We start from the raw sequence: 14,556 nt of genomic DNA, 5'->3' as shown, positions 1-14,556 counted from the left end.
TAGATATCTCATGTGATTATTTTAATTTTTGCAAGTATATCTCTCGTAGCCGGATAGCTAGTTTCCCCGGCTTACCTTCCCCAATGAATTGGTTATTCGCCATAATAACTGGCCAAACTAATGTTGTCGCCGAGGTAATAAAGACTTCCTTGGCTTCTAACATTTCATCAATACTAAATGGCTTTTCAACAATGTCTATTTGTTGTTCTCTAGCAAGTTGTAATATCGCTTGGCGAGTAATACCTGACAATATTTCATTATTTAACCCCCGTGTTTGTATTTGGTTTTGTTGATTAATAATAAAACAATTACTGGAACTTCCTTCAGTAATATAGCCGTTTTTAACAAATATAGCGTCGTCTGCACCTTGCTGTTTAGCGTATTCTTTTGCCATCGAAGCTGCTAATAAAGCAACTGTTTTAATATCACAACGCTGCCAACGAATATCATCTACAGTGACAACTTTTATTCCATATTTTGATTTTTCATTTTCAACAATCTGTGTCTTTTGTGCAAATAAGACTAATGTTGGCTTCGTCTGTTTATCCGGATATAAAAAACTGCGTTGGTGTGCATTACCACGGGTCAACTGAAGATATACAAGCCCTTCTTCGATATTATTTTTCTGAACTAATTGAAGATGAATTTGTTTTAATTCTGCTAAATCATAAGGTAGTGATAGCTGTAATTCAGCACAAGAACGCTGTAAACGAGCCATATGACGATCAAAGTCAACGAGCTTACCGTTAATTATTGCTGTCACTTCATATACTGCATCCGCAAATAGAAACCCACGGTCAAAAACAGATACTGATGCGTCTTCTTCAGGTAAAAACTGGCCGTTCACATAAGCAATCATGAGTTATATTCCTTTATCAAACAAATCATTACCTAACCTCTGATTAACCATACACCATATTATAAAAATTACCTTTCAATTCTTCACACTTTTTGTGCCCATTTATGGATTTTTGCATGTCTTGTGGTAACAACTTGCAGTCAAAAACAAGTGCCAGACATTCCTTTAAAAAATAATTTAATATTTAAAATTATTTTTAATATTAACTTGACATTAACATGTTAATGGCTAAAATGCTCTCACGTGATCTGGATCACATTTTAATTTGGAGTTATCGATGAACAGCATCAAAGAATTTATCAGCAGTGTGCAAGAAGTTGTTGAATTACTGTCTAAACGTTTTATGTAAGCGAGTTAATCATTTTTTAGTCAATCAGACCTTTTAGTTACCTAATCATTAGCGTTAATTGCATTTATTTTGCACAACGACCTTGAAATCAAGGTCGTTTTTTTTATTCGAAAACATTTTCAATAATTTCTGCGACTATCGCTGTTCCTATCGCAACCAAAACAAGATCTTGGCCACTGATTTTCCATTCATACCCAACATAAACGGGTAATTGAGCTAAAAAAGCTGAAGGTAACGCTTTTTTGGCAATACCTGGAGGAAGTGGTTTACCCCGACCAACTTGCTTTGCAATGCCTGGCGGCAATCCTCGATAACCCGTCAAACCATATTCAATGGCCAAAGGCCTTACATTACCAAAACTCACATTAAAACTAATATTAGAACCTCGTTTCTTATCGTAATATTCGCTTGCTTTGGCATATTTTAGCTGTTGATTACCATCCCCTTTATTCGATTTATCTTTATTCTGATTTCCTTTGTTTCCATGAATTTGTTGATTTCCTTTACCATTCCCTTGGCCTTGATTGCCATTAGGAGATGAATTAGCGAGAAATGGAGTGCAGGCAATAACGGGTAATAAGATATACTGCAAAAGAACAGAATAAGTCGGCTTTTTAAATACGCTCATAATAAATTCCTGCAAAGTTAATATAACATTAGGAAGTTTGTAGAACATTATGCTTAGTTATGAAGACTCGCAATCAGAAAATCCTTATCACATGTAATGTTATGTAAATGTTACATAACTAATCAAATTAACGAACCCGCTCCTTTATAATGACTTTATTGTCATTAATATTGCATTCATATACTGCACAATACTTAGAACTAACAATAAGAATTAAGACGGAGTTTAATATTGTTCGCCATGAATTTTCATTGTGAATATGATAAGGTCTTTAAACTATCGAATATTTTTATAAACCGAATATTTTTATAAACCATTGTTCCTAACACCCTCAAGAAGGAGAAACCATGCAGCAGCAACTGCTAGACTGGGTACGTCAGTTCAACCAAGATTACGCTAACCTCGCCTCTTTACTTATGGTGCTCGGTTTAATTCTAATCGTCGCCTGCGTATTACACTTAATTCTGCATAAAATATTACTTCCTCAACTCGAAAAGCACGGGCAAAAAAGTGCAGGAACTTGGATTCATTTAATAACTCAACATAATCTTTTTAATCGCTTTGCATTTGTTATACAAGGTGTTGTTGTCAATATCCAAGCTACGCTATGGTTACATTCAGGCTCGACTGCACAAGCCGTTCTAAAGGTCGGCTCACAGGCTTGGTGCCTATTATTTGGCTTACTAACCCTTTACTCTGTTCTTGATATCATACTTGGTGTACTCCAACGTGCTGCCAAAACCGCGCATTTACCTCTTAGAGGAATATTTCAAAGCCTTAAACTGATTGCCACAATTCTAATTGGCATCATGATCATTGCGCTATTAATAGGCAAATCGCCTCTGATTATTCTCAGCGGTCTTGGTGCAATGACCGCTGTTATGATGCTAGTGTTCAAAGACCCTATTATGGGGTTAGTTGCTGGGATACAACTTTCAGCCAACAACATGGTTAACATTGGCGATTGGTTAGAAATGCCTAAATACGGTGCTGATGGCGCTGTGGTTGATATTGGTTTAACTACGGTAAAAGTCCGTAATTGGGACAACACAGTAACCACTATTCCTACCTATGCACTTATTTCTGATTCATTCAAAAACTGGAAAGGAATGACAGAGTCTGGTGGGCGCCGAATTAAGCGTAGTGTCCGCTTAGATGCTAGCAGTGTGCATTTTTTAACATCTGAAGAAATAGCGTACTGTATTAAAGCAAATTTACTTGAGCCCTATATCGAGCAAAAAATATCTGAGATTCAAGTCTTTAATTCTAGCCTACCTGATGATAAAGCAATCCCTTTAAATCAACGTCGTCTGACAAATATAGGGACTTTCCGGGCTTACATTGAAGCTTATTTAAAATCACACCCTAATATTCACAAAAATATGACGATTATGGTCAGACAGCTAGAATCTGACTCAAATGGTATCCCAATCGAAATATATGCGTTTACGAATACAACCGTATGGGTGGAGTATGAAAGAATACAGTCAGACATTTTTGACCATATCTTTTCCATCCTTCCGCAATTTAATCTGATGGTACATCAATCACCTACCGGAAATGATGTTAGGATGATAGGCTATTCCCCAGAAAAATAATTAATACTAAGTGATTAGTTAAATTTTCTTATCCATCTACACCTAAAGTAGTATTTCAAAGAGGGAGATATCCCTCTTTTTCCTTACTTTGACTCAATCGTTATATAATAATTAATACTTCGATAGTTAATAGAAATAGAACTAATCTATGTTATAGCAAACAAAAAATCCTTATAAATTAAATAAATACATTTATCTTATCAGGGATAACATTGATGTAAGTCATGTAACTCAACAGAAACTTTTTTTAACATATAAAACAAGAAAGTAATGTTGTTATTTACATATAGGCAATGTCAATGCATAAAAATAAAATAAATACTCAATTTGGAGAACTGAGCAGGAGGGAGTTTATACAAACCTCTGCAACCGTTGCGGGTGTCGCTGCTGTTGCTGGCTCAATCACTCTTCCTTTTGCTGCTCAAGCAAAAACACCAGCGATCATGCCTGACGAAGTCAGCGAAAAAATCAGCTATAGCGCATGCTTAGTTAACTGTGGTAGCCGCTGTCCATTAAAAGTACATGTGAAAGACGGTGTTATCAGCCGCATTTCCAATGAAACAATGTATGACGACTCAACGTTAGGTGAACATCAAATCCGCCCATGTTTGCGTGGCCGTTCAGTGCGCTGGAAAACCTATAACCCAGACCGTTTAAAATACCCAATGGTACGAGTTGGTAAACGCGGTGAAGGTAAATTTAAAAAGATCTCATGGGATGAGGCAACAACCATTATCGCCGAAAAACTGCAGTATACTATTGATAAATATGGAAGTGATGCCATTTACTATCAATATGGCTCGGGTTCAACAGGCGCAAACTTACACGGTCGTGCTGCTTGTAAACGTTTATTAAGCTTAACCGGTGGTTTCTTGGGCGATTATGGCACATATTCATATGCGCAATTAATGGAAATCACGCCTTACGTATATGGCAGTATTGAAGAATCCTATTTATCTGAAATCCAAAACTCAGATTTAGTCGTCATGTTTGGTCACAACCTTGCTGAAACGCGTATGTCTGGGGGCGGTCAATTTTACGAAACCCTCAATGCGTTAGATAAAAGCAAAGCAAAAGTTATCATTATTGACCCGCGTCGCACTGATAGCGTCACAACGCTTGGCGCAGAATGGATACCTATTTACCCAGGTACTGACGCTGCATTAGTTGCTGCTCTCGGTTATGTCATGATCGAAGAAGGCCTGACTGACGAAGAATTCCTAAACAACTATTGTGTTGGTTGGGATGAGTCTACCTTACCTGCTTCTGCACCACGCAATGCATCATATAAAGATTATATTTTGGGTAATGGCCCTGATGGCATCGCAAAAACCCCTGAGTGGGCGAGCAAATTAACGGGTATCTCAGTCGCACGTATTAAACAACTTGCACGTGAAATCGGTAATGCAAATAGAGCATGGATCTCACAAGGCTGGGGCTTACAGCGCACAGAAAATGGCGAGCAAGCCTGTCGTTCTATTATGATGTTACCGTTGATGTCTGGGAACATTGGTCGTGCAGGAACTAACACTGGGCTGTGGGGTAACAGCTACGCTTATCCTGTTGCAGGTTTTGCTTTACCTAACCCAGTAAAAGCCTTGATTCCGACTTATATGTGGTCAGAAGCAATTGTTCGCGGGAAAGAATTGACCGCAGAGAATGGTGGCATTAAAGGTGTTGATAAACTAAACAACGACATCAAGTTTATGTGGTGCTACTCCAGTAATGTCATTGGTAACCAACATGGCGATTTAAATAAAACCCATGAAATACTTGCAGATGAATCCAAATGTGAATTCATTCTAGTATGGGATAACCATGATACCCCATCCGCAAAATATGCAGACTTATTGTTACCGGATGTCACAACTGTAGAAACCAACGATTTAATCAATAACTCCTATGCAAGTGGTGCGTATCATTATTTAGTTCGCCTACAAAATGCCATTGAGCCACTGTGGGAAAATCGCCCTAATTACGATGTGTTAGCAGAAATTGCTGAAAAAATGGGTGTAAAAGAACAATTCACCGAAGGCCGTACCTACGCTGAATGGATTGAGTTCTGTTATAACAAAACACGTGAAAAAATGCCTCATTTACCTGAATTCAGCGAAACCGACGGTGCGGGTATTATCGACCGTAAGTTCCTGAACAGTTCAGAAAATATTGCATTGAAGAAATTCCGTGACGACCCAATCAATAACCCATTGAAAACGCCTTCAGGTAAAGTGGAAATCTATTCAGAACAACTAGCTGAACGTGTTAAAAATTGGGAATTACCAGAAGGCCAACGTATTCCTGCCATTCCTGAGTATTGCGTCAATAAAGAAGGTGTTGAAGCCCAAGCAAGCCAACAAAAGCATCCGCTATTAATGACCGGCTTTCATGATAAAGGCCATGTGCATTCATCATATTACAATGTTGCTATGCTACGTGAAGCCATTCCACATCAGTTTTGGCTCAACCCAGTCGATGCCCAGCAACGCGGCTTGAATAATGGTGATATGGCTGAAATATTTAATGACCGTGGTCGTATTCAAATTAAAGTGAAAGTGACAGAGCGTGTATTACCCGGTGTTATCGCCGTTCCACAAGGTGCATGGCGTACTCTTAATAATGATGGGCTAGATATCGGTGGTTGTATCAATACACTGACTTCGCATGTTCCTTCGCCATTGGCTAAAGGTACCCCACAACATACTAACCTTGTTGAAGTTAAACGCGCTTAAGGAGTTGAATGATGAAACAATATGGCTTTTACTTTGACTCCACAAAATGCACTGGCTGTAAAACATGCCAAGTCAGTTGTAAGGATGAAAAAGATTTAGATTTAGGCCCAAAATTCCGTCGTGTCTACGAGTTCGGTGGCGGTAGTTGGCAAAAACAAGATGGTATTTGGCAGCAAAATGTCTTTAGTTACTATCTTTCTATTTCATGTAACCACTGTTCAAACCCGACATGTGTCGCGGGTTGTCCAACCGGTGCAATGCATAAACGAGAAGAAGATGGTTTAGTCGTGGTTGACCAATCTATTTGTGTTGGTTGCCGTTATTGTGAGTTGCGCTGCCCGTATGGCGCCCCACAATTTGATGAGAAGAAGAAACTAATGAGTAAATGCGACGGCTGCTATGAGCGCGTCGCAAAAGGGATGAAACCTGTTTGTGTTGAATCTTGCCCGCAGCGTGCTTTAGATTTTGATGACATTAATGTTCTTCGTGAGTTACACGGCACAGAGTGTGGCATTGCTCCAATGCCAGACCCAAGCCTGACGAACCCGAATATTGTCATCAAACCACATAAAGATGCGAAGCCATTTGGCGATAAAAGTGGCGAATTAAAAAATCCTGCGGAGGTGTAAGATGCATGAATTACCACTCGTTTTTTTCACCGTCTTAGGACAGTCAGCCGCTGGGCTTTTCTTACTCGCTTATATTAGCCGTAGAATGGGTTCTATTGACGATAATCAGCTAAAAACTGCCAATATCGTTGCCTTTATCATTATGATAATTGGTTTAGGTATCGGTGGGTTACACGTTGGCCAGCCACTACGCTTCTTTAATATGTTACTGGGGGTAGGCCGTTCACCAATGAGTAATGAAGCGTTCTTAAGTGGCGTATTTGTTGGATGCGCTGCTGCAACGTTATTTTTTACTTTGTTTTTCAAACATACGTTATTACGTGAGCTGGCTAATATTGCCGCGGTAGTTTCTGGACTTGCATTTGTTTGGTCAATACCTCAAGTATACAACATCGCCACTATTGCTAACTGGGACACCGGTTATACCACACTGCAAATGTGGATGACGATGTTAGTCGGTGGCGGTGCGCTCGCCATTGCAATCGGTGCTCGTGGCTTAGGTATTGCTTCGTTCTTAATTGGTACTTTTGCTATTTTTGCAAGCCGTGCGGGTTATCAAGCCTTTTTAGCAGAAACAGGTCCCGCTCTTAGCGGTGAACAAACAGGCTTCTGGGGCTTCCAAGTTGTTGTTTTAGCTATTGCTTTAGCTGCTTTCGTTGGTATGGCGTTAAAGCACCGCGCACCAAAAGCGACATTAGCAACTTGTGCCGCCGCAGTATTATTAGCTGAACTGGCTGGCCGCATTGCATTCTATAATTTGTGGCAAATAACCATGTAAGGCATTGTTATTACTATGTTATAGTGTTTCATAAAAGAACCCCTTTTGGGGTTCTTTGTTTAGATATCTTCAACACCACCTGTATTGATACAGTAGCAGGAAATTAAATAATGATGTCATGCTTTAGCGCGAAATAAGACGGATAAAATAATATGATTGACACGACAATGATCCGCATCCTTGGTGCGTTTTTCTACTACCCTCCGCAATCGGACACTTTACGTAACGTTTACTCTGTCTTGGGTGAACTACCACAGTTATGTACATGGGATAACCCAGAGAAAATTCAGGCTATTTGTACTTCGTTGTCACAAACACAACCTGATGATATCTCTTATGATTATTCCATCTTATTCGAAGGACAAGGCAGTATGCCTGCTCCGCCTTGGGGCTCTGTGTACTTAGAGCATGATAATACTGTTATGGGTGAGTCAACTGCGGCTTATCGCGACTTTTTGCAAGCGAAAGGTTTAGTCACTGATACTGGAATCCGTGAACCTGAAGACCAATTTGGCTTAATGATGATGGCAGTTTCTGCGTTAGCAGAGCAAGAGGACGACAGCGCTGTTATTGCTCTATTTGAGCAACATTTGTTACCTTGGGCGTATCGCTATTTAGAGCTAGTGCAGCAAAGCAAAACAGAGTCCACTTTTTACCCTAGCCTTGCACAGATCACTGAAATTTACCTCAAATCACTACAATTGAAATTAGAATTATCGCCAGTCAGGGCTGAATTATTTCGCTAAATAAAAACTAAACCAAATGAGCTAGTTAAACAAAATATGGGCTCATTTGGTTTTAGTCTAAAAAGAAGAGTTTGGCTCTTGTAAAAATGCAATTTCTTCTTGTGTTGATGGCCGACCTAAAATTTCATTACGGTGAGGATAACGGCCAAATTTATCAATAATCGCTTTATGTCTCATTTCAAAATCTAATGTACCGTCATCACCCAGCATGCGAAATAGCTCAACCGCCTGTAAATGTATAAAACTGGATTCAGAGTGCATAAATGGCATTAAAACAAACTTGCGCTGTGACAGCGTCAGAAGGTTATAATCATGTTGCTTAATCGCCTCTTGCGCTAATGCTAAAGCCATCCCATCTTGAGCAAAAGACCGTGGTGTATCACGCCATAAGTTACGTGAAAACTGGTCTAGAACAATAATTTCCGCTAAACGTCCACGAATAGATGCCCGCCAATAAGCTAATTCTCCCTTAGCTGCGCGTTCACAGATATGAGCAAACCGTTGTGCTATCGTCAAATCAAACTTAGCGCTTTTTTCAAACCATTGTTTTGGTGTCGATTCCTCAAACCAAAATGAAAGCACTTCTTCCATGGCATTCATGATTTATTCCTATCTATTTTCTTATTAGAGGTTGTCATAATCCTAGTTAAAAATAGCCTTAATTGACAGGCTTGAGCTCTAATATCGGCTGTTTGTAGATAATTATTTTGTTTTTTTGCGATCTGACACCAAAAAAACATGCAATATTGATAGTGTAATTTTAACAATATACTACTTTATTTATTATCAAATCATTTATTTTCTACTTATGATAATTCCCAACTTTTTAATTTATAACGATTTGCTTTTTAGTGTGAATGAAACAATTCATCATGCCTAAATACATACATTTGGTTAACTCAATGTTAGAATTTAACCTATAATGCGTATGTGAATTAGATAGTTACTTGCAGTCATCACTTTCAGCGGTTCATATTGGTTCTTATTAAGGAAGGCAATGTAAATGGCAGGACATATGGTACTCATTGGTTGGGCGTTATGGGTTAGCCCTTGTGGTACGGATTCATGCGATGCATTACCGGTGACTGAAACTATTTTTACACAAGAACAATGCATGAGCCGAAAAAAATACCTAGAATCAAAACGACCGAATCTCTACTTTCTCTGTGGTGAGGTTTACCGCGATAGCAATGAAATGACCGCTGAAGAAAAACATGCTATTCCTGCGCCTCATCTTCCTCTAAGAACGCTGCCAGAGCGAATTTCCCGTTAGTTTGAGCTAACTCCTTTAGCTCAAACTTAATTGGCATCAAACTAAATAATTTCAGCTATTGGGCTTTCTGCTTCAACAAAATCCCCTTTAGTAGCGCAATACTTCAACGTTCCTGTTCGGTGTGCAACAATTTGCACTTCCATTTTCATGGCTTCCATTACACCAATGACATCCCCTTCAGAAACATTATTTCCTTGAGGGATCAGCCAGTTAAATAATATCCCGGAAATAGGTGCGTTGACCGCATCAGGATTATCAACTAATTGAGGGGCTGAATGGGATGCCGCTGAATTATTGACTGAGAAACCAGAAAAAAGTTGAGTGGGCAAACCTAACTCACAACGCTTCCCATCAATTTCAATAAAAGTACGAGTCATCGCAGGATCCGATAATGGAATTTGCCGTTTTGCTGGTGGAATTTCCACATTGAATTCAGTTTCTATCCAACGCGTATGTACGCTAAAATTATCACAAAAATCAGCTTGTTCTATTACTGCACGATGGAATGGTAATACGGATGCAACGCCTTCAATATTAAATTCTGCCAGTGCTCGACGTGCACGCGAAATGGCTTGGTCACGAGTACTCCCCACGACAATTAATTTGGCCATTAATGAATCAAAGGTACCCGGTATTGTTGTCCCTGCCGTTACGCCACTATCAACACGGACTCCCGGCCCCGTTGGTGCATCAAAAACAGTAATAGTGCCGGGGGTCGGTAAAAAACCATTCCCAGCATCTTCGGCATTAATACGAAATTCAAACGCATGCCCTCGAGGAGTCGGCATCTCATTAATACTTAAAGGCAAACCTTCCGCAATACGTAGCTGCTCAATCACTAAGTCAATCCCTGCGGTTTCCTCTGTGACTGGGTGCTCAACCTGTAAGCGCGTATTCACTTCTAAAAATGACAGCGTTCCATCTTGGCTTAGCAAAAATTCAACGGTTCCTGCTCCCACATAGCCCGCTTTGCGGCAAATATCCGTTGAGGCTTGGACAATTTGCTGTTGTTGGTTCTCCGATAAAAAAGGGGCTGGTGACTCTTCAACCAGTTTTTGATTACGCCGTTGTAGTGAACAATCACGTGTTCCCACCACCAGCACGTTGCCATGCGTATCTGCAATAACTTGGGCTTCAATGTGCCGAGGGTTATGCAAAAATTGTTCAATAAAACATTCACCTCGGCCAAATGCCGCGGTCGCTTCACGCACTGCTGAGTGATAAAGTTCTTCAACTTCATGGAGTTGCCAAGCTACTTTTAGCCCTCGGCCACCGCCACCAAATGCTGCTTTAATGGCAATAGGTAAACCGTGTTGATGAGCAAATTCTAGTACTTCTTGTGCACTATTCACAGGGTCTTTTGTACCAACCACTAGCGGTGCACCGACTTGCATTGCAATATGGCGAGCTTGAACCTTATCCCCTAGTATATCAATGCTGTTTGCGCTAGGCCCAATCCAGATTAACCCTGCGCCTTCAACTGCACGCGCAAATTCAGCGCGTTCAGATAAAAAACCATACCCCGGATGCACCATGGTTGAACCAGACTGCTGAGCGATACTAATCAACTTTTCAATATTTAAATAACTTTCTGCTGGCGAGTTTCCCCCAAGCCCGTAGGCTTCATCAGCCATTTTGACGTGGAGAGCTTCAATGTCACTGTCCGCATAAACCGCAACAGACTGGAAACCATAATCACGACATGCACGGATAATACGAACTGCAATTTCGCCTCGATTAGCAATCAATACTTTATGTTTTTTGTTGTTATTCATTTTCATAAGCACAGTGGCTCCCTTATAATACTTTAAATTCACCAAGTGGATTAAAACGTATTTTGGCATTCACAGGGATTTGCCCTGCTAAATCCAAATGGTATTCACATACCGCGCCAATGACGGGATAACCGCCAGTTAAAGGGTGGTCATTGAGAAACAAAACGGGCTGGCCATTTGCTGGCACTTGAATAGCCCCAATGCAAGTCCCTTCACTCGGTAGCTCCTGTAGTTGTTCGCGCTCTAACGGTTTTTCACTAGATAAGCGCAGGCCTATTCGGTTTGATGACGCAGTGACTTGCCATAATTGCTTTGTTAGTTGGCCAACGGCTTGTTTTGTAAACCAATCCGTTCGAGGTCCCAATATCACATCCAAAACCACAACATCATTTTCTGCTGGGTAATCAAAAACAGGTGTCTCATTTAATGAAACGGCTAATGGAGACGAATTAGTACTAACCGTTAATGTTTGACCTACCTTGATTGGGGCTGGGCCAACTTGCGCCAGCGTATCAAACGAGCAACTCGATAAAATAGGTTCAATATTAAAACCACCCCGCACAGCGAAATAACTACGTACACCTTTGTTCGGACGGCTTAATTTAATGGTGTCGCCTTTTGCTAAATGAATCGGTTGATAAGTATTAACTTGATATTGTTGGTGTTCTTTCGTAATAACCTCAATAGAACAAGGCGCACCAGTCACTGCAATAATAAGGTCTTTGTGCACTTGTGCCTTAAACCCACCTTGCGTTATCTCTAAAACGGCGGAGTCTGATTTATTCCCCACAATACGGTTTGCACTACGCAATGCCGATTTATCCATACTGCCAGATTCTGAAATACCTAATGCTGATTGGCCAATACGCCCTAAATCTTGAAATAAAACCTGTAATCCTGTCGCTAAAACGGTTAAATCAGCACTGACATTCTCAGCATTTTTTTCAATACTTACTTTAGTTGGCAAGCTATAGCTAATCTGGCTTTTTGTTGCATCAACAAAGTTTACCCGCATGCCTGCCTGAACGAGTGCGGGTTCTGGTCGATTGATATCCCACATTAATAGCTCAGTCACACCGATTAACTGCCATCCCCCTGGGCTAGCTTGTGGATAAACACTGCTAAACTCCCCGGCTAAGGCAACAGATCCCGCAGGGATACGCACTCTTGGTGATTGGCGCCTTGGAACATTCAGATTAGCGCCTTTCGACACCATGTAACCAAAACCCGGAGCAAAACCGCTAAATGCAACCTGAAATTCATTTTCTGTGTGACGACGTATCACTTCTGCAGTAGATATCCCTAAATGCGCTGCAACATCCGAGAGGTCCTCTCCATTGTAATGAACTGGAATAGTCACCAATTTACTGGCTTTACCGGCCATTCTCGATACATCCCTAACCGATATCTTTTCAACCAACTCATTTACATCAATACTGAACGGGTTGTAACGAATTAAAATAGTCCTTGCTGCTGGTGTTATTTCATCAATCCCATAAATAGGCATTTCTGTTAAAGAATCAGCCAATGCCATTGTTTGTTCAAGACATTCCAACTCCACCATAAAAGCACTTAAATTGACGGGTAAAAATCTCAATTGGCACCTCTATATGTGATATGCGGCATCAGGTACATCCGTAATAAACATGTAACCAGGTGCATGGCTTAATGCGAATGGAACCCCGGATTTCATTACTGCCGCTTGAGGCGTTACACCACAAGCCCAAAAAACGGGAATTTCGCCCTCTTCAATGCGAACCGCATCACCGAAGTCAGGCTGCATAATGTCATCAATACCTAATTGTTCTGGCGCACCAATATGAACAGGAGTGCCATGCACTGCGGGAAACCGGCCAGTGATACTTACTGCATCAGCAACTCGGTGTGCGGGTATTGGTCGCATTGAAACCACTAATTCACCTTGCAAACGCCCTGCAGGACGACATAAGCGATTGGTTTTATACATAGGAACATTGGATTTATCCGTGATATGCCGTACATCAATACCCGCTTCAATCATTGGCGTTTCGAATGTAAAGCTACAACCAATTAAAAAAGTTACTAAATCAGGATGTTGCTGATAAATTTCTGTCGCATCCGTAATTTCATCTATTAGCTGTCCTTTTTCCCACACACGGTAACGTGGAATATCAGTGCGTAAATCGGCGCCTTCAGCTAAAACCGTTTGCCAGCTCCCTGCCTCACATACATCAAGAACAGGGCAGCTCTTTGGGTTACGCTGAGCGTATAATAAGAAGTCAAATGCCCAGTCACGTGGCAATGCAATCATATTGGCTTGAGTCATGCCTGGGGCAAGGCCTGCTGTTGGTTTGTCATATCCCTCACGGATAGCTTGGCGTGCACGGCGAGCGGCTTCAATGGCCTGCAGTGATGCCTTCATTAGCTGTGTCATTCGTGGTCTCCTTTGTGAGCAAAACCATAAATTTCAATACCTTGTTTTTCTAGTACGGCACGCACCTGTTTTGCCATTTCAAGAGCACCAGGGCTATCGCCATGAACACAAATTGACCCCGCATCAACAGGTGTAAATTTTCCATCAATTGACATCACACCGCCTTCCATGACCAGCTGCAACATGCGGTCTGCAACTATCTGTGGGTCATGTAATACTGAACCCGCTAATTTTCGAGATACTAATGTGCCATCACTGTTATAAGCTCTATCAGCAAAAGCTTCTGCGACCACATTTAAGCCACATTCTCTTGCCCACTCAATTAATGGTGACCCTGCTAATGCCACTAATATCAATTGCTTATCAATGGCTAATATCGCATCAATCACAGCCATTGCTTGGCGTTTATCATGAGCAATCGTGTTATACAGTGCGCCATGAGGCTTAACATATAAAACTTGTGTCCCTGCTGCGGTTGCTAACCCTTGTAATGCACCAATTTGATAAATCACGTCTGCAGTTAATTCACTCGATGCAATATCCATATTACGTCGACCAAATCCTACTAAGTCGGGATAACCAACATGAGCACCAACAGCAACACCATTTTCCTTCGCCGCGTTAAGGGTTTTTAATATCCCTTCAGGTGAGCCTGCATGAAAACCGCAGGCAATGTTCGCACTACTAACAACGGGAAGAATGGCGGTATCATTGCCCATTTCCCATTGTCCAAAACTCTCCCCAAGGTCGCTATTTAAATCAATTTGCTTTTTCATGGC

At 40.9% G+C, this 14,556-nt stretch carries 13 protein-coding genes; 6 read left to right on the top strand and 7 right to left on the bottom strand.

Going from position 1 to position 14,556, the window contains the following annotated elements; genetic code table 11:
• Positions 1–16 precede the first annotated feature (16 nt).
• The gene (locus P3L40_RS09470; RefSeq protein ID WP_004260013.1) at positions 17–859 is read right to left on the bottom strand and encodes a D-amino-acid transaminase; all 843 of its coding nucleotides are present in this window, start codon (positions 857–859) and stop codon (positions 17–19) included.
• 452 nt (positions 860–1,311) lie between these two features.
• Positions 1,312–1,836 (bottom strand): anti-virulence regulator CigR family protein, encoded by a 525-nt coding sequence (locus tag P3L40_RS09465; RefSeq protein ID WP_168697643.1) that lies wholly within the window; start codon positions 1,834–1,836, stop codon positions 1,312–1,314.
• Positions 1,837–2,183: 347 nt separating this feature from the next.
• Here P3L40_RS09465 and P3L40_RS09460 point away from each other — a divergent pair, with 347 nt between their 5' ends.
• The 5 genes from P3L40_RS09460 to P3L40_RS09440 all read left to right on the top strand — a co-directional run bounded on the left by P3L40_RS09460 (position 2,184) and on the right by P3L40_RS09440 (position 8,316).
• On the top strand, positions 2,184–3,434 hold the full coding sequence (locus P3L40_RS09460) for a mechanosensitive ion channel family protein (RefSeq protein WP_004260006.1): 1,251 nt from the start codon (positions 2,184–2,186) through the stop codon (positions 3,432–3,434).
• A 299-nt stretch (positions 3,435–3,733) separates the two neighbouring features.
• Complete coding sequence (locus P3L40_RS09455) at positions 3,734–6,163, top strand: DMSO/selenate family reductase complex A subunit (protein ID WP_110591896.1); 2,430 nt, start codon at positions 3,734–3,736, stop codon at positions 6,161–6,163.
• An 11-nt stretch (positions 6,164–6,174) separates the two neighbouring features.
• Positions 6,175–6,792, top strand: coding sequence for a DMSO/selenate family reductase complex B subunit (locus P3L40_RS09450; protein ID WP_036958092.1), 618 nt, complete (start codon positions 6,175–6,177; stop codon positions 6,790–6,792).
• 1 nt (position 6,793) lies between these two features.
• Positions 6,794–7,570 carry a dimethyl sulfoxide reductase anchor subunit family protein gene (locus P3L40_RS09445; RefSeq protein ID WP_004259991.1) on the top strand — a complete coding sequence of 259 codons (777 nt, stop codon included), beginning with the start codon at positions 6,794–6,796 and terminating at the stop codon, positions 7,568–7,570.
• Between the two features lie 152 nt (positions 7,571–7,722).
• The gene (locus P3L40_RS09440) at positions 7,723–8,316 is read left to right on the top strand and encodes a molecular chaperone (protein WP_004259987.1); all 594 of its coding nucleotides are present in this window, start codon (positions 7,723–7,725) and stop codon (positions 8,314–8,316) included.
• A gap of 57 nt (positions 8,317–8,373) precedes the next feature.
• On the opposite strand, the gene P3L40_RS09435 is transcribed toward P3L40_RS09440, so the two are convergent.
• Positions 8,374–8,916, bottom strand: coding sequence for a DUF924 family protein (locus P3L40_RS09435; protein ID WP_004259983.1), 543 nt, complete (start codon positions 8,914–8,916; stop codon positions 8,374–8,376).
• 403 nt (positions 8,917–9,319) lie between these two features.
• On the opposite strand from P3L40_RS09435, the gene P3L40_RS09430 reads away from it, so the two are divergent.
• Positions 9,320–9,589, top strand: a complete 270-nt coding sequence (locus P3L40_RS09430; protein WP_004259979.1) for a hypothetical protein — start codon at positions 9,320–9,322, stop codon at positions 9,587–9,589.
• Positions 9,590–9,630: 41 nt separating this feature from the next.
• Here the strand turns inward: P3L40_RS09430 and P3L40_RS09425 are convergent, their stop codons facing one another.
• Genes P3L40_RS09425 through P3L40_RS09410 form a run of 4 tightly spaced genes read right to left on the bottom strand, consistent with a single transcriptional unit; the run spans position 9,631 to position 14,553 of the window.
• Entirely contained in the window at positions 9,631–11,370 is a 1,740-nt protein-coding gene (locus P3L40_RS09425; protein WP_206077543.1) for an acetyl/propionyl/methylcrotonyl-CoA carboxylase subunit alpha, read from the bottom strand.
• A gap of 16 nt (positions 11,371–11,386) precedes the next feature.
• On the bottom strand, positions 11,387–12,961 hold the full coding sequence (locus tag P3L40_RS09420; protein WP_210853224.1) for a 5-oxoprolinase/urea amidolyase family protein: 1,575 nt from the start codon (positions 12,959–12,961) through the stop codon (positions 11,387–11,389).
• Positions 12,962–12,970: 9 nt separating this feature from the next.
• Positions 12,971–13,777: a putative hydro-lyase gene (locus tag P3L40_RS09415; protein WP_210853222.1), complete on the bottom strand. Its 807-nt coding sequence runs from the start codon at positions 13,775–13,777 to the stop codon at positions 12,971–12,973.
• Positions 13,774–14,553, bottom strand: a complete 780-nt coding sequence (locus tag P3L40_RS09410; protein ID WP_136134368.1) for a LamB/YcsF family protein — start codon at positions 14,551–14,553, stop codon at positions 13,774–13,776. Before P3L40_RS09410 ends, P3L40_RS09415 begins: the two co-directional genes overlap by 4 nt.
• Between the last annotated feature and the right edge of the window lie 3 nt (positions 14,554–14,556).

The organism is Providencia sp. PROV040 (assembly GCF_032706145.1).
GTDB classification, from domain to species: domain Bacteria; phylum Pseudomonadota; class Gammaproteobacteria; order Enterobacterales; family Enterobacteriaceae; genus Providencia; species Providencia hangzhouensis.
Note: the sequence above shows the minus strand (reverse complement) of the source record. Positions and strands in the feature narration are given on the sequence as shown.

Excerpts from the sequence above, each read along its gene's own strand:
- P3L40_RS09470 (WP_004260013.1), bottom strand. The coding sequence starts at position 859 with ATGATTGCTTATGTGAACGGCCAGTTTTTACCTGAAGAAGACGCATCA.
- P3L40_RS09465 (WP_168697643.1), bottom strand. The coding sequence starts at position 1,836 with ATGAGCGTATTTAAAAAGCCGACTTATTCTGTTCTTTTGCAGTATATC.
- P3L40_RS09435 (WP_004259983.1), bottom strand. The coding sequence starts at position 8,916 with ATGAATGCCATGGAAGAAGTGCTTTCATTTTGGTTTGAGGAATCGACA.
- P3L40_RS09460 (WP_004260006.1), top strand. The coding sequence starts at position 2,184 with ATGCAGCAGCAACTGCTAGACTGGGTACGTCAGTTCAACCAAGATTAC.
- P3L40_RS09425 (WP_206077543.1), bottom strand. The coding sequence starts at position 11,370 with ATGAAAATGAATAACAACAAAAAACATAAAGTATTGATTGCTAATCGA.
- P3L40_RS09455 (WP_110591896.1), top strand. The coding sequence starts at position 3,734 with ATGCATAAAAATAAAATAAATACTCAATTTGGAGAACTGAGCAGGAGG.
- P3L40_RS09415 (WP_210853222.1), bottom strand. The coding sequence starts at position 13,777 with ATGACACAGCTAATGAAGGCATCACTGCAGGCCATTGAAGCCGCTCGC.
- P3L40_RS09440 (WP_004259987.1), top strand. The coding sequence starts at position 7,723 with ATGATTGACACGACAATGATCCGCATCCTTGGTGCGTTTTTCTACTAC.
- P3L40_RS09410 (WP_136134368.1), bottom strand. The coding sequence starts at position 14,553 with ATGAAAAAGCAAATTGATTTAAATAGCGACCTTGGGGAGAGTTTTGGA.
- P3L40_RS09445 (WP_004259991.1), top strand. The coding sequence starts at position 6,794 with ATGCATGAATTACCACTCGTTTTTTTCACCGTCTTAGGACAGTCAGCC.
- P3L40_RS09450 (WP_036958092.1), top strand. The coding sequence starts at position 6,175 with ATGAAACAATATGGCTTTTACTTTGACTCCACAAAATGCACTGGCTGT.
- P3L40_RS09430 (WP_004259979.1), top strand. The coding sequence starts at position 9,320 with ATGGCAGGACATATGGTACTCATTGGTTGGGCGTTATGGGTTAGCCCT.